The organism is Agrilactobacillus fermenti (assembly GCF_047943045.1).
Lineage (GTDB): Bacteria > Bacillota > Bacilli > Lactobacillales > Lactobacillaceae > Agrilactobacillus > Agrilactobacillus fermenti.
The window spans coordinates 1,613,309-1,637,395 of record NZ_CP181347.1; the positions used below are offsets into that span (position 1 = coordinate 1,613,309).

The following is a 24,087-nucleotide window of genomic DNA, read 5'->3' on the forward strand; positions in this document are numbered from 1 at the left end:
ACTATGATCAAATTAATTGCAATTGATATCGATGGTACATTACTAAATGATAAGCTACAAATTACAGCAGCCACTAAGAAAGCTATTGCAGCTGCAAAAGCAAAACAAGTAAAAATCGTATTAACATCAGGCCGCCCACTACCGGGTATCCAGCCCCAACTCGAAATTTTAGACCTATGGTATCAAGACAACTATACCATTGCTAGTAATGGTGCAACCGCTCAAGAAAATAACTCACAACGAGTCCTCATCGAACAAACGCTTACAATTAATGATTTCAAATTTTTTGCGGCTTTAGCACAAGTTAATGATATGAACTTAGTTGCACAGGACCGCAACTACACCTATACACTTACGACCCATGATCATCCGCTAAGTGTGGCCGAAAGCCAAAAGGTTCACCTGCCATTACGCCACGTGACTTTGGCCGACCTTGACCCTGACCTAAAATTGGCAAAAATCATGTACGTGGACTACCCTGATAAGCTAGCTCATTTCATACCAAAAGTTCCAAAATCTGCTTTTAAGCAATATACTTTGTTGCACTCGATTCCAACCGTATTTGAAGCCATGAATCCTGCAGCTAGTAAAGGCCAAACGCTAGCCAAGCTGGCTGAAAAATTAGGCATCAACGCTAGTGAAGTTATGGCGATTGGTGATGAAGCCAATGATCTATCCATGCTAGAATATGCTGGCGTAGGCGTTGCCATGGGTAATGGTACAGTGGCTGCAAAAACAGCGGCTGATTTTATAACTAAAACGAATAATCAAGATGGTGTCGCTACGGCGATTGATTATTTTGTGTTGCAATAATGATTGGCACATTAATTTCAAGTTTCAATTATAATTTAAAAAATGCGATTCATAGTCTGTTTAGACCCTTGAATCGCATTTTTTATAACTTTATTCTAACAACTTTGACCATTAGCCGTAATGCCTTGTTTAAAAGCATCTAAAATTTCCTGGCCATTGGCAATCAATACTGACCCATCCAACATACCCGAATCATCTTTTAAAATAATCGCATAATCTTTGAAATCCATTTTCAAACCATTACTAAAGAACATCAAGTCATATTTGGATGTATATAAATTCAAATTAGCGTTATTAGCCATCTTGATCGGATAGGCTGGATCCGGCTGCTCCAAAACTACAATCGAGAACTTGGAACCAATACTACAAGCCCCACCTTGTAGTGAGTAGTCACCACCACCGTCATCCGTCACTAGTAACAACGTTTTATCAACAATACCCTTACGCGTTAGTAAATCGACAACACTATTAGAAACTGTAATTTTTGCCATCTAATCACCTCACTTAGATTGTACACCATTTATTTCAAATAAGTTGACTAACTGCTTATAAATTTAAACTTAGTTCATAGGCTTCTGTTTCTAAATCACCGTGTGGGTCATGAATATGGATTGTCCCACGATGTCCAAACCCAAACTGACGCATTAAATACTGCATCCGTTTATTGTCATGGTGGGTGTCCATCCGCACGTGCATTATGCCTTGATTTCGAATTAGGGTCAGTGCATGAGCAATAGCCATTTTACCAAGATGATGGCCAGCAAACTCATGATGCATAGCCAGCCGATGAATCGTAGCGTAAGGTGCATCGCTATGCCAGTGACCACCCTTTAACGTTTCATAATTAGGTTCAGGTGTGGTCTGAATGGCAAGTACGCCAGCAATTTGTTGCTGATAAATAATTTCATATAACTGTGCTTTGGCTATATCTGATAATAAATTAGTTCGATCTGGATAACCATTGAACCACTGATGCACACCATCTGTTGCCATAGTTGCTTGCGCGCTATGGATGATGGCCATGATACGATCCAGATCCAATTGATGTGCTGGCTGTAAATACATATATGTCATTAAATTTCCTTCACTTCACTAATCGTCAGTTTTAGGGTGCTTTGAATCTAGGGGATGTTTTTGATGCCACGCTTTAATTTGTGCCAAACGGGTTTTGAACCGACTTTCATGGCCCTGCTCTGTAGGCACATAATAAATGTGTCCAATTAACTTTGCAGGCATTGTCTGCATGGTGGTTAATTTATCTTTGGTATCATGGGCATACTGATAATTTTTACCGTAACCTAAATCAGACATCAATTTAGTCGGTGCATTCCGAATCTGTAGTGGTACTGGTTCATTAATGGTTGCTTGGACATCTGGTTTAACGGCTTGTCGCGCTGCATAAATTGCATTTGATTTCGGCGCTAGCGCCAAATAAGTTACGGCTTCGACTAGATGAACATCACATTCCGGCATACCTAAGAATTGACAGGCCTGAAAAACATTAATCGTAACATTCAATGCATTTGTATCTGCTAAACCGACATCTTCACTGGCAAAACGAACCAGCCGCCGGGCAATATAGGTGGGTGCTTCACCACCAGCAAGCATACGGGATAGCCAATAAATTGCTGCATCCACATCACTATTACGCATAGATTTGTGTAATGCTGAAATTATATCATAATGCGCATCGCCATTTTTGTCATACTGCATAAATTTAGCACTGATCAATTGACGTAAATCAGCTGCGGTGATCGTAATCGTTTGGCCTTGACGCTCGCCATTCAAAACGGCCATCTCTAACGTATTCAAAGCCATCCGGGCATCACCACTGGCAAAATCAGCAATCGCTTGAATTTCGGCTTTGGTAATCTTGATCGTTTGTTTGCCAAAGCCGTCAGGATGGTGTAAAGCATTGGTCAGCAGCTGAACAATATCAGCTGGCTGTAACGATTTTAAAACAAAGACTTTGCATCGCGAAAGCAAAGCTGAATTTACTTCAAAAGAAGGATTTTCAGTCGTTGCACCAATCAAAATAATACTGCCTCGCTCCACAAATGGTAAGAAAGCATCTTGCTGAGCCTTATTAAAACGGTGAATCTCATCTACAAAAACAATAGTTTTTTGTCCCAATTCACGATCTGCTTCAGCTTGATGCATAATTTTTTTAATTTTACTGATACTGCTATCCACGGCACTAAAACTTAAAAACTTTGCTTGAGTTTGTCGGGCAATGATCTCAGCTAGCGTTGTCTTACCCACGCCAGGCGGCCCCCAAAAAATCATCGAAGAAATTTGATCCTGCTCAATCATCTCACGTAAAATCTTACCTTCCCCCAGTAATTGGGCCTGTCCTACAAATTCTGACAATGTCTTAGGCCGTACCCGGTTAGCTAATGGCGTATCATCGTTAGTGCTTGAAAATAAAGACTCTTGTTTCACGATTCGACATCTCCAACGGTTCCATTTGGTTTAAAAAGTAAGCTAAAATTAGTTCAATATAAGAATGAAGCGCAAAATAATAAGAGCAACATTTATATGACTAATAACCACCAAATTGTAAGTAGTTGGTTCGACTATAGCAGAAGCTTGCTAGGAAATAAATAATAGCTTCTGAATTTTGCTATTAAAAGACCTCATAATCATTAGTTTCCAATTAATAATTACAAGGTACTTTAACAAATACTTTTTACTGAATCTTGTCAATCTAACTTTATTTGATCTCAAATTAAACTACAAGTGAAAATTATGCAACTTATTACTTCATCTTCAGATCATGCTGGATTCAAAGCCTTCACTTCTTTGAAAATATCATTAAATTTATCAACAGCAGACTTATAATCATCAATTTTATCAGCAAATTTGGCGTTGAAACCTGCTAAGCCATTCGCTGCAAATTCATACTCATATGGATAGATGGCTTCATAAGCATAAGAAAAGCGTGCTAATAACTCATGATGGCTGCCATCAATTTGTAACGCCATCTGAATCGTTCGAAAATCAGTGTAAGCTAATTCAAATTGTATTGCCCAGGCCCGCATAAATTCATGCTGCGCTTGAATGTGTAAAAAGTGGTGATTGACGGTCCAATCTAGCCGTTCAATTGAATTCTTAACATCTAACATGGCAAACATCTAACCCCTCTCGTCACTTTGATGAAGTCAGTATAGCGCACCCATAAGGAAAATAAAAACAATTAAGACTAACTAACACAAAAACACTGAGCATAGATTCGAAAATGAAAGAAAATAGGTAAATATTATTTTTAATAACAAATTAGCAACAATGTCGGATTACGCTTTAATCTTAAATATCTGGGAAAAATCTGTTAGAGCAACCCACGATTTTATTGATCCTAGTGACTTGGATTTCTATAAGAAACAAATTCACAAAAACCAAGCAATTTAATTACTCTACAAGAACCGATTGTTTTTATTTAATCTTTGATGCTTTCCAGCTTTTCGCTAATATGCCCATATATATCTTGTCAAAACGCTGATCATCTCTTCGTATAGCTTCTTTTGCTACGCCTTCAGTTTCAAATCCATTTTTCTTGTAACAATAAATAGCAGTATCATTATTAGAAATGACATCCAACTCAACTTTGTGCAAATTCAATTCATAAAATGCATAATTTAACAGTAATTGAATTACTTCACTACCATAACCATTTTTACGATATTTTGCTTCACCAATGCCGATTGCCATTGAAGCGATTTGATTATTCCATTCAATACTGTGAAGAGAAATAAAACCGAATAGTAGTTGATCTTGTGGTACATACAGCCCAAATTGGATCATATCTGATGAATCTTCAAATGACTGAATTTGATGTTTATAAAACTCTGCGTTTCGTGGCCTTGCGAAATCTGTATCTAGCCCTCTTAAATATTCACTATCTTCACTCCATTTAGAAAAACTAATCGCATCTTCCTCACTCAATGAGGCAATTGAATTCTATTACTTTCAAATAATTTGTTCATAAAAAATCTTCTTCCTAAATTTATTAATATTGATATTCTTTTTTCCATCTTAAAATTGGTATAAAAATAAGGTGTCAGTGGACAAACATCCACCGACACCCAAAAGTAGAGCATCATAAAAATTAGATTACCCTACACTACCTTCCATTTCATAAGAAATCAAACGATTCAGTTCAACTGCATATTCCATTGGCAATTCCTTAGTAAATGGTTCCACAAAGCCCATGATGATCATTTCAGTTGCTTTTTCTTCAGAAATTCCGCGACTCATCAAATAATACAGCTGTTCCTCAGAAATTTTAGAAACCTTGGCCTCATGTTCCATCGAAACGTTACCGTTCATAATTTGGTTATAAGGAATCGTATCGGAACTGGACTTTTCATCCATGATGATGGTATCGCATTCCACATGGGCAAAAGAACCATCACTCTTACGACCAAAGCGCACTGTCCCACGGTAATCGACGGCACCGCCATCTTTGGCAATAGATTTAGAAACAATTGAAGATGAAGTATTAGGCGCATTATGAATCATCCGTGCACCAGCATCTTGGTCCACACCTTCACCAGCCACAGCGATAGATAACATGGTCCCCCGGGCACCACGACCATTCAAATAAACACTTGGGTACTTCATCGTGATCTTAGAACCTAGGTTACCATCAACCCATTCCATAGTGGCATTTTCCAAAGCTTGAGCGCGTTTGGTTTCTAGACTGTAAACATTCTTAGACCAGTTTTGAATCGTTGTATAGCGGCAGTAAGCATCTTTTAAGACGTTGACTTCAACAACAGCGGCATGCAAGCTATCGGAAGAATAATTTGGTGCCGTACAGCCTTCCACGTAGTTTACACTTGCACCCTCGTCAACGATGATCAAAGTACGCTCAAACTGACCCGAATTTTCCGCATTGATTCGGAAATAGGACTGAATTGGCGTATCGGTTTGAACACCTTTTGGTACATAAATGAACGTGCCACCAGACCAAACAGCCGAATTCAAAGCCGCAAACTTATTATCTGTTGGTGGAACCAGTTTAGCCCAATACTTTTTAACAAGATCTGGATATTCTTTCAAGGCTGTATCCATATCCGTAAAGATGATGCCTAACTTTTCAAATTCGTTGCGCATATTGTGATAAACAACTTCAGACTCGTACTGTGCTGATGAACCTGCTAAATATTTCCGCTCAGCTTCAGGGACACCCAGACGTTCAAACGTATCTTTGATTTTATCTGGAACTTCATCCCAATCACGATACTGTTTGTCGGTTGCCCGTTGGAAATAAAGCATGTTCTTCAAATCCAAAGCAGATAAATCGGGGCCAAAGTCAGGCATGGCTAACTTTTTATAAATTTTATAAGATTTCAAGCGGAAATCTAGCATCCACTGGGGCTCTTGTTTGTGCGCAGAGATTTGTCTTACAATCTCTTCCGTCAAACCACGGCCGGTTGAAAAGACCGGTTTCACATCATCACTAAAGCCATAGTCATAATCGTCTATCGTTGGTACTGAAGAAAGCATCTCTTCATTGTTTTTCGTATTTTTAGTTTCTGTCATGGGATTCGTCCTCCTTTGGTGCATGTGCATGAAGATCGCCAATCTCGGCAGTATGGTCTTCTGAATTTAAAGCTTTATGCAACGCTTTCCAAGCTAACGTGGCACATTTGATTCGTGCCGGAAACTGCTTAACGCCCTCTAAAACAGCAGCATCGCCAAGAATAGAGCTGTCCACAGGTTTATCGCCAACGATTAATTCTGAAAACACTTCAACCATATTTTCCGCCTGAGTCACACTTTTATTCAAAACAGCATCGGTCATCATACTAGCTGATGCTTGTGAAATCGTACAGCCACTACCACCAAAGGCAATATCCTTGATGGTATCGCCATCCAATTGAACTTGCAATTCTAGTACATCACCACAAGTAGGGTTGCGCATTTCAATGTCATTCGTAGCATCAGCCAATTGACCATGATGATGGGGGTGTTCGGAATGATCAAGAATCACTTGACGATATAAATTATCTAATTTAGATAGCCCCATTTTTAAAGAACTCCTTTGCGGCCTTAATTGCGTCAACCAAACGATCGGCATCGTTAAAATCATTGTATAAATAAAAACTAGCTCGAGCTGTAGCTGGCACAGATAAATACTTCATTAATGGTTGTGCACAGTGATGACCCGCGCGAACGGCTACCCCTTCCATATCTAGCGCAGTTGCCAAATCATGTGGGTGTAACCCTTTTAAGTTAAAAGCAATGACCCCAGTATGTTTGCTTGGATCTTGAGGGCCATAGACCTCTAAATCATCGATTGCTAATAGTTTTGGCAAAACATAATCAACAATCGCTTGTTCATGTTTTTGCACTTGATCTAAACCAATAGCCTCTAAGTAATCTATGGCCGCACCCATGCCGATTGCGCCAGAAATATCCGGTGTCCCAGCTTCAAATTTCCAAGGTAATTCTTTCCAAGAACTCTCATAGAGATCCACAAAGTCGATCATCTCACCGCCAAATTCAATTGGGGGCATGGCATTAAGCAGCGCTTCTTTACCATAAAGACCACCGATACCAGTTGGACCTAACATCTTATGCCCTGAAAAAGCATAAAAATCAACATCTAAGTCTTGAACATCAACGGGCATGTGGGGGACGGATTGAGCCCCATCACCTACCATAATTGCGCCATGTTCATGAGCCAATGCTGCTAATGCCTTTAATGGATTCACAACCCCTAATACATTGGAAACGTGAGCAATTGAAACGATTTTGGTTTTATCCGTGATCAGTTCTTTAGCCTGAGCCATATCCAAGGTACCATCATCATGCATACCGATATATTTTAGGGTCGCATGCTTACGTAACGCTAATTGTTGCCAAGGAACCAAATTGCTGTGATGTTCCATATAAGAAATCACAATTTCGTCGCCAGCTTTTATATTTTGTTCACCATAGCTAGCTGCGATCCAGTTTAAACTTTGGGTCGTGCCCCGGGTAAACAAAATATTGCGCTTACTAGGTGCATTAATGAAAGCAGCCGTTTTTTCGCGAGCATTTTCAAACTGCTCGGTGGCTCTTTCTGCTAATGTGTGCACCCCACGGTGAACGTTAGCATTATCATGGTAATAATAATGGTCTAAAGCTTCAACCACAGCTTTAGGCTTTTGCGTCGTTGCTGCATTATCTAGATAGACTAATTGTTCATCATTGACTTTTTGATCTAAAATTGGAAAATCAGTTTTTATCGTTTTCAGTTGCTTGACCATCTACTAACTTCCTCTCAATGGTTTCAGCTAGTTGATCCCGGGCAGCTTTTACAGGAATGGCTGTCAATACAGAACCAAGGAAGCCACGAATTACCAAACGTTGCGCTGTTTCTTTATCAATACCACGACTCATCAAATAATACATTTGCTGTTCATCCACACGACCAACTGAAGCCGCATGACCCGCACGAACATCATTTTCATCAATTAATAAGATTGGGTTCGCATCACCAATGGCTTTATTGGAAAGCATCAATACCCGACTCTCTTGTTGGGCATCAGAACCGCGTGCGCCTTTGACTATATGACCAACGCCGTTAAAAGTTAACGTTGCTTTTTCTAAGATAACCCCATGTTGCAAAATATTACCAATTGATTGTTGCCCATAATTTGTGACCCGAGTTTCAATACCTTGCGTTTGCTTACCGGTAGAAATAGCGACAACATTGGCTTCCGCATGGGAACCACGGCCCTTGAGTGCGGTATTGAAATCGTTGATAATATTGCCGTTATTCATGGCACCAACGGCCCAATCAATTTGCGCATCATTCATGACATAAGCGCGCCGATTTAAATAAGTCGTCGTTTGGGCGCCAAGTTGATCAACAGCCGCATAATGAACATGACTGTTATTCTTTAAAATAACTTCAGCCACGATATTCGCTACGTTTTTGTGATCACCTAAAGTTTCATAGTTTTCTAGGTATGTAAATTCGCTACCCTCATCAGCAATTAGTAATAGATGATGTACAAAATCTTGCGCCTGTGTACTGTCTTGAACAAAATAGGCTTGAATTGGCTGATCGATCACTACGTTTTTAGGAACGTAAATAAAAGCACCGTTATTCATCAAAGCGGCATGAAAAGCCGTTAATTTATGTTCATCCGGCGTTGTCGTAACTTGCATATAATACTGTTGTAATAAGTCGGGATATTCCTTTTCAGCCGTGAAAATATCGGTAATAATTACACCTTTTGCTTTAAGTGCATCGTCTAAAGCAATCTTAATTGTTTGATTGCCAAACTGAACGATAGACCCAGCAGCCTTTTCTAAATGCATATTGATCGTACTTAAATCAGGCTGTTCTGAACTTTCCACTTCAAAATTACGTGTTTCTGTTAAGGGCCAGTTCCGATAATTCATGCGTTCATATTGGGGAAAATCCAACGATTCAAATTGATTCAAAGCCGCTTGACGCAGCTGCGTCATCCAAGCAACTTCATGATGTGCTTCTGAAAAAGCTTTAACAGCTGTTGGTGCAATTGGGAGTGTTTGTGCTAATTTCACGCTTAACCCTCCTTAGAAGTAGACGCTTTATCATCTGTCAGTTGAATATCTAACCCTAATTCATCACGCAAACCAGCGTAACCTTCATCTTCCAACTTTTTAGCTAAGTCCGGACCACCAGTTTTAACGACACGACCGTCCATGATGACGTGAACCACATCGGGCACAATATAGTTTAAGAGTCGTTGATAGTGGGTAATGATCAAGGCACCAAAATTGTCGCCGCGCATAGAGTTCACACCTTTAGCAACAACTTTCATAGCATCGATGTCTAACCCCGAATCAATTTCATCTAAAATGGCAAAAGATGGTTGGATCATCATCAATTGTAAAATCTCATTACGTTTCTTTTCACCACCGGAAAAGCCTTGATTCAAATAACGTTCGGCCATATCCTCATCCATGTCCAAAACAGCCATATTTTTATCTAAAAATTTAATGAAGTCCATAACTGAAATTTGATCATCTTCGGCACGACGCGCATTGATAGCAGCACGCATAAATTCAGCATTGGTTACCCCGGCAATTTCAGCAGGATATTGCATTGCTAAGAAAAGACCAGCACGTGCGCGTTCATCAACCGGCATGTCCAAAATACTTTTACCATCTAACAAAATATCACCTTCTGTAACTTGATAAGTGGGATTACCCATAATTGTCTCAGAAAGTGTTGACTTACCAGTACCGTTTGGCCCCATAATGGCATGAATCTCGCCAGTGGACATCTTTAAATTAACGCCTTTCAAAATCTCTTGACGGCCTTCTTCTTGGGTATCGATGGATACATGAAGATTTTTAACTTCTAAAGTTGCCATATAATCATTAACCTCCAGTTAGGTAGTAACTAACTCATTTTATTTATTTCGAGTAACTTTATTCTATGCTAATTGAGAATGATTTTCAATGATTTTTATAATGATTATCATTTATGGGGAATCGCCTAATTACAGTTAGTGAAGCGAATACAATTTGAAAGTTCACAAAATTTTCTCATTTTATCAAACATAAGTCTCAACATTACCTTTATTCTGAAATTATTAATTTATAGATACAGAAAAAGCCTGAAAACAAAACGTTGATTTTGTCTCAGGCTTTTTCTATTGTTCTTCAATGATTCATATCATTCGTGATGTCTACATAAATCAGACCACTCGGCTAGTCTAGTCTTTAACTGGTAAGACAGCCCCTTTATACTTTTTATCGATCCATTGTTGGGTACTCTTAGATGTTAGAGCTTTAACTAATTTCTTAATAGCCGGTTTGTTTTGGTCCCCTTTACGTACGGCAATAATGTTGGCATACGGTGAGGATGTTTTCTCTAGAGCAATAGCATCTTTCTTAGGATTCAATTTTGCACCAACAGCATAGTTAGCATTAATGGCAACCAAAGCCCCTTCATTATTTTTTAATAACTCCGGCATTAATTTTGGTTCAAAATCATATTCGAATTTCAAATGCTTTGGATTTTTAGCGACATCTTTAAAAGTGGCTTTAGTTTCATTGACACCCTTTTTGAGGGTAATTAATTTAGCGTCTTTCAACATTGTCAAAATCCGACCCCAATCAGGTTTGTTATTGCTGACGAGTACCTTAGACCCATCTTTAACCTGTGATAATTTTTTGACTTGTTTGGAATAGATACCGATCGGTTCAATATGCACGGACCCAGCATTGACAATATCGGTATTATTTTTCTTGTTATAATCCTCTAAAAAAGGAATATGCTGGAAATAATTAGCATCTAACTCTTTAGCGGTCAACGCCCGATTAGGCATCACATAATCGGTAAATTTTTTAATTTTTAGATTGACGCCCTCTTTTTTCAATTGTGGCTTTACATGCTCTAGAATTTGAGCATGTGGTACTGGTGAGGCCCCAACCGTAATTGTCGTAGCGGCATTAGCTTTACCAGCGCCTACTGCAAATAGTAAAGCCGCGCCAAAAGTAACTAAGGCAAAACTGATCTTTTTGTTTAATAACTTCATAATTCATACCTCCAATAAATTTAAAATCAATCTCTAAGCAATCGACCGCTTATCAATTTTGCGGACGACTAAATCACCAATTGCCTGAAAAATAAATACGATGATTAAAATTACGATCGTTGCCGTTAAAGTAACGGCATTTTGGTTCGCTTGAAAGCCATCTTGATAAGCCAAATTTCCCAAACCACCGGCACCAATTACCCCAGCCATCGCTGTATAGCCGATCAATGAGATACCAGTTACCGTAATTCCAGAAATAATGGCTGGCATACTCTCTGGTATCAGTACTTTCCACATAATCTGTAATTTGCTGGCGCCCATTGCCTCGGCCGCTTCGATCACACCAGCTTCAATTTCGTGAAAGCCAATCTCTACCAGCCGTGCATAAAATGGTGCCGCGGAAATAATTAATGAAGGAATAGCTGCTTTTGGTCCAATGATCGTCCCCGTGATTTTCTTTGTAATGGGGATCAGGAGCACAATCAAAATAATAAATGGGATTGATCGAAAGACATTGACGAAAATTGCAGTTAACTTGTTCAGCAATACCGCCCAAAACGAGTGTTTGCCAGTTGTCTCAAACAGTAACAAACCTAAAACGATTCCTAAAATAAATACGAAAATCACTGACAGCAACGTCATCCAAACGGTATCCCAGGTTGCCGTCATCAAGTCATGCCAATTGACTTGTGAAAAATTAAAATATGATGCAAAGCTATTTGGATCCTGCACTTCTGATCACCTCCGTATCCACATGCATTTGGTTCAGAAAATGGACCCCTTCATCCAGCAGGGGCTTTTCTCCGATTAACTGTAAATATAGATTTCCCAGAGCCCCGCCTTGTGTTTGGTGAATGTTACCTTCAATGATATTTAATTCAATTGCTGGGAAGCGTTTCAGCATCTCAGAAATAATCGGCAATTTGGCCTGTTCACCATGGAAAGTTAATTTTAAGATCAAACCGTCTGGAACCTGTGCCAATAATTCGCTGACAACCGTTTCCGTTTCTTCAGTTTCAGGATTAACTTCATCTTGAACAAATTCTTTGGTCAGATCAGCTTGGGGATGACGAAAGACATCTAACACCGCTCCCTGTTCAACAATAGCACCGGCATCCATCACAGCCATATGTTGGCAAATTTTACGCACCACATGCATTTCGTGTGTGATGACCACCATGGTGATATGAAGCCGTTTATTGATCTGTAATAACAATTCCAATACTTCCTCGGTGGTTGCCGGATCCAATGCACTCGTAGCCTCATCACACAGCAAAATTTCAGGATCATTAGCCAAGGCCCGCGCAATGCCAACTCTTTGCTTCTGTCCACCAGACAATTCAGATGGATAGGCCGTTTCACGCCCCTTTAGACCAACCAAATCAATTAACTCATCTGCTTTTTGCTGCCGCTCTGCTTTGCTAAGACCCTTCAATTCCAATGGAAATTCAATATTGTCACGAACAGTTCGGGACCAAAGCAAATTAAAGTGTTGGAAAATCATCCCAATATTTTGACGACGTTGGCGTAAAGCTTTGCCGCTTAATTCAGTAATATTGTCGCCATCAATCAAAACTTCTCCTGAAGTTGGTTTTTCCAAGTTGTTGATCAATCGAACTAAGGTACTTTTCCCAGCACCAGAATAGCCAACGATGCCGAATATTTCTCCAGCCTCGATTTTTAATGAAACCTGATCCACAGCGGTAATCGTATTTTCGCGTGTATGGTAGATCTTACTGACATTTTTAAATTCAATCAAAAATAAATCACTTCCTCAAAGACATAAAAAAACGCCCCTTCTATGACGAAAGGACGTTAAAACGTGTTACCACCTTAATTTACAAATACTTCACAATACTTGTCTCAATAACTATCGTATGGATAGTTTGCGGATAACGGATCCCACCGTGAATGGCTTACAAGAGCTCGCCACTCAATACTTCCAGACCATCTTCAATCATTGTTTTTGGTTTCTTTTCAGCAAACCGAAACTCTCTTGGCAAAAACTAATGATATACTCATCTGTTCCCAGTAAAAAACTTATTATTTTAATCTTGACTAGTATACTATACAATTTTATAAAACGTGTCAAGAACTTTTAGTCTACACTAATATCGGCAATCCAGTTTTTGTCGCGATCCGTACTATTCATTAGTTCTGGATCATCAACAATTGCTTGGTGCACAGCTTTAATAGTTCCAGCGAGCGGTGATTCTAAATCCAAAACGGCTTTTTCCGCTTCCACTGCTAATAAGGTATCGCCTTGTGCCAACTTACCGTCTAAATTTGGTAGGTCCACAAATTTAACTCGGCCCAATTCATCTTGAGCTTCTGCCGTCAAGCCCACCCGCGTGGTACCATCAGCTTGCGCTTGTGTCCAGAAATATTTTGTCTGTTTGATTGCCATAACTCAATCTCCTTCGCATTATTTAAAACTCTCATCAGTACTAAACATATAACTTTTATAATGATAACGCATTGACATAATTAAGCCAATCCCAATCATATTGCCAAGTAACGCAGAACCACCTTGAGAAATAAATGGTAGTGGAATCCCGGTTAAAGGTAATAAGCCGATACACATCCCAATATTTTCAAACACATGAAACAGGATCATCATGATCACACCTGTTGAAATATAGGCATAAAATTCATTTTTAGTATCCACGATCACTCGAATCATTTGATAAATCAAGAGAAAATAAAGTAAAACTAGTAGGCAGCCACCAATAAAGCCAAAGTTCTCTCCAATCACTGAAAAGATCATATCTGATTCACGCACGGGCACATAGACGCTCGCATGATTAAAGCCCTTGCCTGTCAATTGGCCTGAACCAATAGCTTTCATACTTTGCCACAATTGAAAACCCTGGTCGGTTGTATTCTGAGATGGATTTAACCAACTGTCAATACGTGCAAATTGATACGTATGAAAACCCGCTTTGGCTAACGCAGCGCGGCCCCAGTCAGTTCTTACAAAGGTAATTGCAGTGGCACCAACGACTGTAACCGCCGATATAACAGGCACTAAAATTTTCCAGCTGATTCCGGAAACCAATAATACGCCACCAAAAATGGCAAAGAATACCAACATTGTTCCAAAGTCATTTTGTAATTTAAGTAGGACGGCAACTGGTAGTAAAACAAGCAGCATTTTACCAATCAACATAAAATCCAGTTTAACCGTATGGGTATTATATTGACTATTATGTTGATTAACGACTTTAGCCAGCATCAAGATAAAGGCTGGTTTCATCACTTCCGAGGGCTGAAAAGTCAGCGAGCCTAACGCAAACCAACTTTTGGCACCCGTTTTTGCCCAATAGGGTCGGCTATATAAAAACAAGACGGCAATTAACAATAAAATCCCTGCCCCATAAATATACGGCGCAATTTTCCATAGTTGTTCAGCATCAAATTGCATAATAATGATGATGGCAATCCCACCAATCAAATACCATAAAGCCTGAATAATAATCGCCCGCAATGGACTCCCCGCGCTGGAATCATGATTGATCGCAACATATAGCGACATCAATCCGATCAACGCTAAAAGCATTACTGTTAAAATGATGCCATAATCAATTCTTGAAGATCCATCATTTGTCGTTTCGTTCATGAATAGACTCCTTTAACTTGAAACTACGAACCCCGATGCAAATTATATTCCATTAACGCATCGTTGATTGCATCGTCTAACATCTTGAAGTGTCGTGGTTCAATTTGACTCGCAAACTGAGTTTCAAAGCGCTGCTCTGAAATTTGTGTAATGGTCGCAAAGGCACTATCTTTGATCCATAATTCAAATTTTTGCGTTTCACCTGCTGAGATATCTTTAACCTCAACATCAATTTTCTGTTCTTTTTTAGCCATAAAAAACTCCTCATTTGTCGGCATAAAATTTTTTAGCAATGATCTCATCAACGTAACGTTCAGGATGGGGATTACGTCGAAGTGTAAATTTATCTGGTACTGGGTCGACACCACCATGAACAAAGGGATTACACCGTAAGATTCGTGCAATCCCCATAATTGTCCCCTTAATAAACCCGAATTTTTTTAAAGCCGTCACCATATAGTTTGAACAAGTCGGATAGTAGCGGCAGCTAGGTGGTAATAGTGGTGAGATAAAACGTTGGTAAAAATGTACGAAAGTAATTGCAATAGAGCGCATAATGATTTACCTCATTTTAGTGGAAAAAGCTAAAAATATGTTGCCACGTACTTGGCAAAAATACTCTAAATGGGTTACCACCACCGAGTTTATAACCAATCATTAAACCGATAATGAGCATCGCCAAAGTAACGACTAACAAGATCAATAAGCGCTTCAAAATCCAATGAGCATAATTATCTTGTTTTGCCGTTGCTTTAGATACTTGCTTTTGTTCTGCCATGTTGCTACACCCTCTATATTAGCGCTTTTTATCTGCTATATGTTCCAATAATTTACCAGTACCTAGAGCAACTGAATCCAATGGTTGTTCAGCTAATAATACGGGTACCTGCAAATTATCTGCAAATAGTCGATCGATCCCTTTTAAGAGCGCACCACCACCCGTGATCATAATGCCACGATCAATGATATCTGCTGATAATTCAGGTGGTGTTTTTTCAAGGACTGACTTGGCCGCCGCAATAATGGCATAAAGCGTGTCATGCAATGCTGACTCGACTTCAGTAGACGTCACCACAACTTCTTTTGGTAAGCCAGTGACAACGTCACGCCCACGGACAGACATTTCTGTATCCGTTTCCGGTTCAAAAGCTGAGCCAATCTGTTTTTTGATCATCTCAGCCGTATGATCCCCGATCAATAAATTATGCTTTTGTTTGACAAAATTAGCGACATTCTGGTCCATCTTATCACCGGCGAGTCTTAATGATTCACTCGTGACGACTTCACCCATTGAGAGTACCGCAATATCGCTTGTACCGCCACCAATATCGATCACCATATTGCCTTGAGGCTTAAATATATCTAGGCCGGCCCCAACAGCTGCTACTTTTGGTTCAAATTCTAAGAAAACATTCTTACCGCCAGCAGCTTCAGCCGCCTCAATGATTGCTTTTTGTTCAATAGAAGTTGTATTTGTTGGTGCACAAATCAAAATATTAGGCTTAGAAAGCAATCCTTTTACATTTAATTTATTTATAAAATACGTCAGCATTTGTTCCGTAATGTCAAAATCAGCGATCACGCCATCTTTGAGCGGACGAATTGCACGGATATTACCTGGCGTACGACCAACCATTCGATACGCTTCAGAACCCACCGCCAATACCTTACCATCCGTCATATTGATGGCGACGACGGAAGGTTCATTTAAAACGATCCCCTTGCCTTGAACATTGATCAGAACATTTGCCGTGCCCAAGTCAATGCCAATTCCTTTTGCCATGCTAATTCTCCTCTCATTACATTAAACATTCACGCTGATTGATTATAGCATATATCCAAAGCCATTGAAATAAGCCCTCAGACCGTTTATGGATCATCGGAACAAAAAAATAAAATTGTGCGCTTGCTCGACTAAACTGATGAAAAATGAACTAACATTATAGCCAATGGCAATCGCTATAAATACTAAGATCAATTGAGCTTGAGGAATATGATCTCGCTTGACAATTTGATCAAACCGCAGTGATTGAATGGCCCAAAAACTTAAGACAATAAAAAAGATATGACTGGTTACCGTATAAATTGCTTGAATACCAACGTATTTCACTTTGAGCTCCTTTATAAAAAAGATTGATAAGTTTACTTTAGCTTAATTCAAAACGAGCGTCAAAGGGAATCACATCAATTTGTATATAAAAAAGCATGGTAGAAACAAACAAAAAGCTTGTTTTAACCATGCTTAAATGAAAATATCGATCACTAAGTTTTACTTGTGACTTGATACACTGATACGATTCAATGCTCGATTCAAAGCAATCTCAGCTCGACGAACTTGATCAACGTCATGCTTCATTTTTGCCGTCTGGATTGCTCCTTCAGCCCTTTGCTTTGCGCGTTGCGCCCGACGTAAATCAATGTCACGCGCACGTTCAGCTGAATCGGCAGTGATTGATGCTTGGTTATGACTGACTTCAAGAAAGCCCCCATTCACCGCAATTGCATCTAAATGATTCTCATCCATCCGGTGAACCCGCACTTCAGAAATCTTCAGCGGTGCAATAATCGGTTCATGATTTGCCATAATACCTAAATCACCATCAATTGCCTTAACAACTAACATCCGTGCTCGGTGGCTATAGACTAAGCCATTAGGTGTCACAATATTGACACGTAAAACTTGATCTTGTTCAGTTCTATTTTGGGTTTGATCATCAGCCATTTTTGCTAACCCCCTTAGGCATTAGCAGCTTTAGCTTGATCAGAAGTGTCAGCATCCGTAGACTTATCACTTGAAAAGCCCATCTTCTTAGCCTTTTCGACAACTTCTTCGATGCGACCAACTGAACGGAAAGCATCTTCTGGTAAATCATCATATTTACCATCTAAAATTTCCCGGAAGCCTTTGACAGTTTCGGCAACTGGCACATAGGAGCCTGGTTGTCCCGTAAATTGTTCGGCAACATGGAAGTTTTGTGATAAGAAGAATTGAATTTTACGTGCCCGGGCAACGATTACTTTCTCTTCATCAGATAATTCATCCATCCCTAAGATAGAAATAATATCCTGTAATTCACGGTAGCGCTGCAAGACATGCTGTACTTCAGTTGCAACTTCATAATGTTCTTCGCCAACGATTTCAGGATCCAAAGCGCTAGAAGAAGATTCCAAAGGATCAACGGCAGGATAAATACCTTGTTCCGTCAAACTGCGTTCCAAGTTAGTCGTTGCATCCAAATGGGCGAACGTTGTGGCTGGAGCAGGATCCGTATAGTCATCGGCAGGCACATAAACGGCCTGGATCGATGTAACAGAACCCTTCTTAGTAGATGTGATTCGTTCTTGTAATTGACCCATTTCAGTTGCTAGTGTTGGCTGATAACCAACGGCAGAAGGCATCCGGCCAAGTAAAGCAGATACTTCTGAACCAGCCTGTGTAAATCTAAAAATGTTGTCAATAAACAAGAGCACGTCTTGCCCTTCAACATCACGGAAATATTCCGCAATTGTCAACCCAGTCAAAGCAACGCGCATCCGAGCACCAGGCGGTTCGTTCATTTGTCCGAACACCATGGCTGTTTTCTCCAATACACCAGATGCTTTCATTTCAAAGTATAAATCATTACCTTCACGGGTTCGTTCACCGACACCAGTAAATACAGAAATACCACCATGTTCTTGGGCGATATTATGAATCAATTCCTGGATCAATACGGTTTTACCGACACCGGCACCACCGAACAAACCAACTTTCCCACCGCGTAGATAGGGTTCTAGTAAATCAATAACTTTGATCCCAGTTTCAAGCACTTCGGAACTTGGGTTTAAATCTTCAAATTTTGGAGCTTCCTTATGAATATTATCACGACGAAAATCTTTGGGAAATTCTTCGCCGCCATCAATCGGTTCACCTAAGACGTTAAACACACGCCCCAAAGTTTCTTTACCGACTGGCACAGAAATAGAGCCACCCGTATCTTCAACAGTTGTACCCCGTTGAATCCCATCGGTTGAGTCCATAGCAATGGTTCTTAACACACCATCGCCCATTTCCAAGGCAACTTCCAACACAATTGTTTTGCCTTCGTTATTCTTTACCTTTAAGGCATTGTTGATATCAGGCAAGTCCTTGTCCAGCGGAAACGAAACGTCAACGACTGGTCCAATAACCTGGACAATTTGGCCTTGATTACTCATATGGTCACTCTCCTTTCTTAAGGTTATTCTAGTGCAGCTGCCCCACCGACAATCTCAGTGATCTCGGTAGTGATTTTAGCTTGTCGAGCCCGGTTATATCGAATCGATAACCGACTGATCAAATCATCAGCATTATCTGATGCACTCTTCATTGCCGTCGTAGAACTGGCATGTTCTGAAGTCTTGGCATCAATAATAGCACCATAGATCAAGCTTTCAGCATACTGCGGTAAAATTGCATTTAAAGCTTCTTCTGGAGACGGATCGGCAATATAGTCGATTTTCTCTAAATCTTCAGAATCATTTAAATCTGTGATTGGTAGCATCTTTTCAACTCGAAATGCTGAGCTTAAAGTGTTTACAAAATGATTGTAACAAACGTAAAGTTCATCAAAGACACCAGCATCATACATAGACACAATTGTTTTGACAATCTCACGAACCTCATTGTAAGTTGGAATATCACTTACGCCGCGATATTCATAAGAAACATTTAAATTACGTGCCTTAAAGAAATCAGCGCCTGTCCCACCAATGGCAATCAAACAATACTTTTCTGGATCATCTGCATCAGTGATAACTGACATAATGTTCTTTAGAATCGTACTATTATAACTCCCCACAAGACCGCGATCACTCGTGATCACCAAGTAAGCCGTCTTCTTGATCGGACGCTGTTGCAGCAAGCTACTAGTTGAAATAGCATCCTTATCTTTAGAACCTGAAGCCCCATTGGCATTAGACAAAATCTGTGATGCTGCCAAATGAACGACAATATCACGCACTTTAGAAGAATAGACTTGATAATTTCGCGCCCGTTCTTGTGTTTGTGAGAGTTTGGCAGCTGATACCATTTGCATGGCCTTCGTAATTTGCTGTGTACTTTGAGTCGATGCGATTCTTCTCTTAATATCAATTAACGATTCAGCCATTTGATTGCACCGCCTTCATTTGTACTAGTTTGCACCGTTTGCCTGAGCATCTGTTTGATCAGTATCATCTTCAGAAGCTTCACCAGTATCAAAACCAGACATAAAGGAGTCAATTGCCGCATTCATATCTTTTTCAGCTGGCAGATTGCCTGTCTTGTGAATCGAATCTAATAAATCTTTATGATTCGAATCAAAGAATGAGAACAATTCATCTTGATAACGTTGAATTTGATCAACTGGTACAGCATCAATATAACCATGAGTCAAAGCATATAAAATCAAAACTTGTTTTTCAACAGGTAGTGGTTTATGCAGTGGTTGTTTCAAAACTTCCACCGTTCGCCGGCCACGATTTAATTTAGCTTGTGTTGCTTCATCCAAATCAGAACCAAACTGTGCAAATGATTCCAATTCACGATAAGACGCTAAGTCAACACGCAACGTCCCAGCGACTTTCTTCATCGCTTTGATCTGAGCAGCCCCACCAACACGGGAAACAGAAGCTCCGGCGTCAATAGCTGGTCGTGTCCCTGAATAGAAAAGATCACTTTCCAAGAAAATCTGACCATCGGTAATGGAAATAACGTTAGTTGGAATATAAGCGGAAATATCGCCGGCTTGTGTTTCAATGAATGGTAAGGCTGTCATTGAACCGCCACCCAATTCATCACTTAACTTAGCAGAACGTTCTAGTAAACGTGAATGCAAGTAGAAAACATCACCAGGATAAGCTTCACGGCCAGGAGGTCTTCTCAATAGTAAAGAAATTTCACGATAAGCAGCAGCTTGTTTTGATAAATCATCAAAGACGATCAAAACATGTTTGCCGTTATACATAAATTCTTCACCCATGGCACTACCAGCATAAGGTGCAATATAAAGCATAGGTGCTGGTTCAGAAGGACCGGCTGTCAACACGATCGTATAGTCCATTGCCCCATATTTACGTAAAGTTTCAATCTGATTCTTAACAGTCGATTCCTTTTGGCCAATCGCCACATAGATACAAATCATATTTTGATCTTTTTGATTGATAATTGTATCAATGGCAATTGATGTCTTACCAGTCTTACGGTCACCAATGACTAATTCACGCTGACCACGACCAATTGGAACTAAGGCATCAACGGCCTTTAACCCAGTTTGTAAGGGTTCACTAACAGACTGACGTTGCATAACCCCAGGTGCTTTAAATTCGATTGGTCGTGTTTTAGTCGTTTTGATCTCACCTAAACCATCAATTGGCTGGCCTAAAGGATTAACGACCCGACCAATCATTTCTTCACCAACGGGTACTTGCAAAATACGGCCCGTTCGTTTAACTTGGTCCCCTTCACGAATATCGTCAAAGCGGCCAAAAATAATAATACCAACATCGTTCGTTTCCAAGTTTTGGGCAACACCATAAGAACCATTAGAAAATTCCAACAATTCGTTAGACATGACATTGTCTAATCCATGAGCACGAGCAATACCATCACCAACATAGGTCACAGTACCAACTTCGTCAACGACGAGCTGATCATCATAATGTTCCAGTTGTTGTTTAATCAAAGCACTGATTTCTTCAGCTTTGATGCTCATTCATTTCACCTCTCAATTGGATCATTTGTTTAGCAGCAAGGCACGCATTTTTTGCAAACGTGTCTTAATACTGCCATCGATCACTTTATCTTCTGTACGAACGATCACGCCACCCATAATTGATGTGTCAACAACATTAGTAATTTCCACGGAATTAGCGTCAAAACGCGTCTTAAGTCGATCCGAGAGGCGTTGTTGCTGATCATCAGTCAATGGCACCGTCGTAGTAACGGTAGCTAACACTGTTTTATTCTTTTCGTCGTACATTTTTTCAAAATAATCGACCATGAATAAAATATCGTCCATCCGTTTATAATCAAACACCATTTGAAGAAATGTTTGCATTTGCGGACTAAAATGTTGTTTTAAAGCATCAAGAATTGGCTTTTTTTCAAGCAAATTCAACCGTGTATCCGTTAAAATTTGCCCTAAATCGTCATTCTCAGTAAAGATTTGACGTATAGCGAGCAATTCTTGATACGTTGCTTCTAAATTACCGTGTTCGTCAGATAATTCAAATAAGGCTTTTGCATAGCGTCTACCAACAGTATATTTATCTAGAGCCATTGGTATCGCCTAACCCTTCAATATAAGAATCGATCAATGCTTTTTGGTCATCTGCACTTAATTCTTTTTGAATCAATTTAGAAGCTATTTCAACAGATAACTGAGCCACATCGTCTCGAGCACTATTCAAAGCATCTTGACGTGCTTGTTGCGCATCTTTTTGTGCATTAGCTTTTAATTGCTGAGCTTCAGACTGAGCTTGCGTAATGATTTGATCACGTTGATTATCACCGCTTTTTTTAGCATTTTGAACGATTTGTGTTGCTTCAGTCCGTGTGTTTTTCAATTCAGCTTCACGTTGAGCAGCCAATTCATCAGCCTTTTTGCGCGTTTCATCAGCATAATCTAAATCACCATTGATCTTATCTTCACGTTTTTGCATCATCTTTGAAACTGGCCCGTAAGCATATTTCATGACGATGACAAACATAAGAATGAATAAAATCAAATATATCAGCATATCACCCGTTTGAAGTGCAACACCAAAAACAAGGGCATTCATATATTTTGCACTTCCTCTCTATCATTGTTTGACTTCAATATCAAAGCTACCAAAGTTTTTAGAACAATAATAGGAATGAAACAACGATTGCGATGATTGGCACGGCTTCAATCAAACCAACACCAATAAACATCGTACCACGTAATGATGATGACAATTCTGGTTGACGAGCCATACCTTCAATAGTCTTAGAAATAACAAGACCATTACCGATTGACGCAGCAAGGGCAGCTAAACCTGCAGCGATACCAGCACCAATTAACCCCATAATAAAATACCTCCTAGTTTTTTCAACTATTATTCTTGTTCAAGTTTTTTAGAAATATAAACCATAGACAACGTTACGAAAACGTATGCCTGAATACTTCCGATGAATACGGAAAATGCTTGCCAGACCATCTCCAGAAAAATACCAGGAATAAACGTTATTACACCATGACTCTTCATGAAGGTTGCAATCAATTTCAATAAAATTTCACCGGCATAAATATTACCAAACAAACGTAATGACAATGTTAAAAAGTTTGTAAATTCTTCCAGAACATTGACTGGTGTCAAAAACGCAACGGGTCTTGAGTAATTCTTTAAGTAAGTACCAAAGCCCCATTTTTTAACACCATAATAATGAGACAATAGCAAGATGATCATTGCTAAAGTCATAGTTATCACTGGACTGGCGGTTGGTGATTTAACAAAATTATAATCACCAACGTTTACCTGTAAGAACAAGCCTAGCTGATTGGCCATGAAAATGAATAAGAACATGACAAAAGCTAGCCCGTAGAACTTTCGACCTTCCTCACCCGGAATAGAACCTTTAACAATATTATTAACAAAGTCAATGAGCCATTCTAAGATATTTTGGCGCTTACTGGGCCGAATTTTAGGATTTTTTGCGAGAAAAAATACAAAGCCCAATACCATTAATGCAGCAATGACTCCAGAAATATCATTGCCAAGATTAAAATTCAATCCAGCAATGGTGAAAGTAGGTATTTTATCTTCCAAAGATTAGCCTCCTTTCTATATGAAATTTATTATGTAGATGCCCGTCTGGCAAGGGCAATCAACACAATCCAGCAAAACTATGCTCAGCATTTTGACGAACCGAGTTGAGTCAAAATACAAGTGAAATGATACCACCAAATTAAGTAAAAAACAAAGTACCTTATGAAAAAAAATAAAAATTTATACTGACAAATATATTTTCAAAAAATTCCTGTATTAATAGCTGCCAAACTCTGTTAACTTTTGAAAACAGTAAAAATAGAGGCCGAACAAAACTCATGTTTTGTTACCGACCTCAAACTGTTTACATAATTAAATTTTAAGTGCAGAAATGCT

At 39.5% G+C, this 24,087-nt stretch carries 29 protein-coding genes and 1 other annotated feature; of the genes, 1 reads left to right on the forward strand and 28 read right to left on the reverse strand.

From position 1 onward, the window contains the following. Positions 1 to 3: 3 nt before the first annotated feature. A complete protein-coding gene (locus tag ACNAN0_RS07885; RefSeq protein ID WP_230913683.1) occupies positions 4 to 813 on the forward strand; it encodes a Cof-type HAD-IIB family hydrolase in 810 nt (269 codons plus the stop codon). A gap of 95 nt (positions 814 to 908) precedes the next feature. Here ACNAN0_RS07885 and ACNAN0_RS07890 read toward each other — a convergent pair whose 3' ends face one another. The 28 genes from ACNAN0_RS07890 to atpB form a co-directional block, all read right to left on the reverse strand. Continuing rightward, positions 909 to 1,304, reverse strand: a complete 396-nt coding sequence (locus ACNAN0_RS07890) for an iron-sulfur cluster biosynthesis family protein (protein WP_230913682.1) — start codon at positions 1,302 to 1,304, stop codon at positions 909 to 911. A 55-nt stretch (positions 1,305 to 1,359) separates the two neighbouring features. Further along, positions 1,360 to 1,887 (reverse strand): GNAT family N-acetyltransferase, encoded by a 528-nt coding sequence (locus tag ACNAN0_RS07895; RefSeq protein ID WP_230913681.1) that lies wholly within the window; start codon positions 1,885 to 1,887, stop codon positions 1,360 to 1,362. 18 nt (positions 1,888 to 1,905) lie between these two features. Then, the gene (locus ACNAN0_RS07900; RefSeq protein WP_230913680.1) at positions 1,906 to 3,255 is read right to left on the reverse strand and encodes a replication-associated recombination protein A; all 1,350 of its coding nucleotides are present in this window, start codon (positions 3,253 to 3,255) and stop codon (positions 1,906 to 1,908) included. A 332-nt stretch (positions 3,256 to 3,587) separates the two neighbouring features. Then, on the reverse strand, positions 3,588 to 3,938 hold the full coding sequence (locus tag ACNAN0_RS07905; RefSeq protein ID WP_416354183.1) for a hypothetical protein: 351 nt from the start codon (positions 3,936 to 3,938) through the stop codon (positions 3,588 to 3,590). 307 nt (positions 3,939 to 4,245) lie between these two features. Next, positions 4,246 to 4,755 carry a GNAT family N-acetyltransferase gene (locus ACNAN0_RS07910; protein WP_416353041.1) on the reverse strand — a complete coding sequence of 170 codons (510 nt, stop codon included), beginning with the start codon at positions 4,753 to 4,755 and terminating at the stop codon, positions 4,246 to 4,248. Positions 4,756 to 4,923: 168 nt separating this feature from the next. Next, positions 4,924 to 6,357 (reverse strand): Fe-S cluster assembly protein SufB, encoded by a 1,434-nt coding sequence (gene sufB / locus ACNAN0_RS07915; protein WP_230913677.1) that lies wholly within the window; start codon positions 6,355 to 6,357, stop codon positions 4,924 to 4,926. Beyond that, complete coding sequence (sufU, locus tag ACNAN0_RS07920) at positions 6,344 to 6,844, reverse strand: Fe-S cluster assembly sulfur transfer protein SufU (RefSeq protein ID WP_230913676.1); 501 nt, start codon at positions 6,842 to 6,844, stop codon at positions 6,344 to 6,346. The genes sufB and sufU overlap by 14 nt, the downstream gene beginning before the upstream one ends. Beyond that, positions 6,831 to 8,069, reverse strand: a complete 1,239-nt coding sequence (locus ACNAN0_RS07925; protein WP_230913675.1) for a cysteine desulfurase — start codon at positions 8,067 to 8,069, stop codon at positions 6,831 to 6,833. Before ACNAN0_RS07925 ends, sufU begins: the two co-directional genes overlap by 14 nt. Beyond that, on the reverse strand, positions 8,038 to 9,357 hold the full coding sequence (sufD, locus tag ACNAN0_RS07930) for a Fe-S cluster assembly protein SufD (protein WP_330166087.1): 1,320 nt from the start codon (positions 9,355 to 9,357) through the stop codon (positions 8,038 to 8,040). The genes ACNAN0_RS07925 and sufD overlap by 32 nt, the downstream gene beginning before the upstream one ends. A 2-nt stretch (positions 9,358 to 9,359) precedes the next feature. Beyond that, positions 9,360 to 10,172 (reverse strand): Fe-S cluster assembly ATPase SufC, encoded by an 813-nt coding sequence (gene sufC / locus ACNAN0_RS07935; RefSeq protein ID WP_230913674.1) that lies wholly within the window; start codon positions 10,170 to 10,172, stop codon positions 9,360 to 9,362. A 345-nt stretch (positions 10,173 to 10,517) separates the two neighbouring features. Next, positions 10,518 to 11,342, reverse strand: coding sequence for a MetQ/NlpA family ABC transporter substrate-binding protein (locus ACNAN0_RS07940; RefSeq protein ID WP_230913673.1), 825 nt, complete (start codon positions 11,340 to 11,342; stop codon positions 10,518 to 10,520). Between the two features lie 33 nt (positions 11,343 to 11,375). Beyond that, complete coding sequence (locus ACNAN0_RS07945) at positions 11,376 to 12,011, reverse strand: methionine ABC transporter permease (RefSeq protein ID WP_230913715.1); 636 nt, start codon at positions 12,009 to 12,011, stop codon at positions 11,376 to 11,378. A gap of 46 nt (positions 12,012 to 12,057) precedes the next feature. Next, positions 12,058 to 13,101, reverse strand: coding sequence for a methionine ABC transporter ATP-binding protein (locus ACNAN0_RS07950; RefSeq protein WP_230913672.1), 1,044 nt, complete (start codon positions 13,099 to 13,101; stop codon positions 12,058 to 12,060). 46 nt (positions 13,102 to 13,147) lie between these two features. Further along, positions 13,148 to 13,381: a binding site (T-box leader), on the reverse strand. Positions 13,382 to 13,440: 59 nt separating this feature from the next. Beyond that, on the reverse strand, positions 13,441 to 13,749 hold the full coding sequence (locus tag ACNAN0_RS07955) for a glycine cleavage system protein H (protein ID WP_230913671.1): 309 nt from the start codon (positions 13,747 to 13,749) through the stop codon (positions 13,441 to 13,443). A gap of 18 nt (positions 13,750 to 13,767) precedes the next feature. Further along, positions 13,768 to 14,961, reverse strand: a complete 1,194-nt coding sequence (locus ACNAN0_RS07960; protein ID WP_416353042.1) for an FtsW/RodA/SpoVE family cell cycle protein — start codon at positions 14,959 to 14,961, stop codon at positions 13,768 to 13,770. Positions 14,962 to 14,984: 23 nt separating this feature from the next. Continuing rightward, entirely contained in the window at positions 14,985 to 15,215 is a 231-nt protein-coding gene (locus ACNAN0_RS07965) for a DUF2969 family protein (protein ID WP_416353043.1), read from the reverse strand. A 10-nt stretch (positions 15,216 to 15,225) separates the two neighbouring features. Continuing rightward, positions 15,226 to 15,516: a membrane protein insertion efficiency factor YidD gene (gene yidD / locus ACNAN0_RS07970; RefSeq protein ID WP_416353044.1), complete on the reverse strand. Its 291-nt coding sequence runs from the start codon at positions 15,514 to 15,516 to the stop codon at positions 15,226 to 15,228. 16 nt (positions 15,517 to 15,532) lie between these two features. Then, entirely contained in the window at positions 15,533 to 15,739 is a 207-nt protein-coding gene (locus tag ACNAN0_RS07975; RefSeq protein ID WP_416353045.1) for a DNA-directed RNA polymerase subunit beta, read from the reverse strand. An 18-nt stretch (positions 15,740 to 15,757) separates the two neighbouring features. Beyond that, a complete protein-coding gene (locus tag ACNAN0_RS07980) occupies positions 15,758 to 16,744 on the reverse strand; it encodes a rod shape-determining protein (protein WP_416353046.1) in 987 nt (328 codons plus the stop codon). A gap of 93 nt (positions 16,745 to 16,837) precedes the next feature. Beyond that, positions 16,838 to 17,071, reverse strand: coding sequence for a DUF1146 family protein (locus tag ACNAN0_RS07985; RefSeq protein WP_416353047.1), 234 nt, complete (start codon positions 17,069 to 17,071; stop codon positions 16,838 to 16,840). A gap of 159 nt (positions 17,072 to 17,230) precedes the next feature. Further along, positions 17,231 to 17,683 carry a F0F1 ATP synthase subunit epsilon gene (locus tag ACNAN0_RS07990; RefSeq protein WP_416353048.1) on the reverse strand — a complete coding sequence of 151 codons (453 nt, stop codon included), beginning with the start codon at positions 17,681 to 17,683 and terminating at the stop codon, positions 17,231 to 17,233. Positions 17,684 to 17,697: 14 nt separating this feature from the next. Then, entirely contained in the window at positions 17,698 to 19,158 is a 1,461-nt protein-coding gene (gene atpD, locus ACNAN0_RS07995) for a F0F1 ATP synthase subunit beta (RefSeq protein WP_416353049.1), read from the reverse strand. A 23-nt stretch (positions 19,159 to 19,181) separates the two neighbouring features. Then, a complete protein-coding gene (locus tag ACNAN0_RS08000; RefSeq protein ID WP_416353050.1) occupies positions 19,182 to 20,090 on the reverse strand; it encodes a F0F1 ATP synthase subunit gamma in 909 nt (302 codons plus the stop codon). 24 nt (positions 20,091 to 20,114) lie between these two features. Then, the gene (gene atpA, locus ACNAN0_RS08005; protein WP_230913661.1) at positions 20,115 to 21,674 is read right to left on the reverse strand and encodes a F0F1 ATP synthase subunit alpha; all 1,560 of its coding nucleotides are present in this window, start codon (positions 21,672 to 21,674) and stop codon (positions 20,115 to 20,117) included. 21 nt (positions 21,675 to 21,695) lie between these two features. Continuing rightward, positions 21,696 to 22,241, reverse strand: a complete 546-nt coding sequence (atpH, locus tag ACNAN0_RS08010; RefSeq protein ID WP_416353051.1) for an ATP synthase F1 subunit delta — start codon at positions 22,239 to 22,241, stop codon at positions 21,696 to 21,698. Further along, complete coding sequence (gene atpF / locus ACNAN0_RS08015) at positions 22,228 to 22,743, reverse strand: F0F1 ATP synthase subunit B (RefSeq protein ID WP_416353052.1); 516 nt, start codon at positions 22,741 to 22,743, stop codon at positions 22,228 to 22,230. The genes atpH and atpF overlap by 14 nt, the downstream gene beginning before the upstream one ends. A 58-nt stretch (positions 22,744 to 22,801) precedes the next feature. Next, positions 22,802 to 23,011, reverse strand: a complete 210-nt coding sequence (gene atpE / locus ACNAN0_RS08020; RefSeq protein WP_230913658.1) for a F0F1 ATP synthase subunit C — start codon at positions 23,009 to 23,011, stop codon at positions 22,802 to 22,804. A 29-nt stretch (positions 23,012 to 23,040) separates the two neighbouring features. After that, on the reverse strand, positions 23,041 to 23,751 hold the full coding sequence (gene atpB, locus ACNAN0_RS08025) for a F0F1 ATP synthase subunit A (protein ID WP_416353053.1): 711 nt from the start codon (positions 23,749 to 23,751) through the stop codon (positions 23,041 to 23,043). Positions 23,752 to 24,087: the final 336 nt, after the last annotated feature.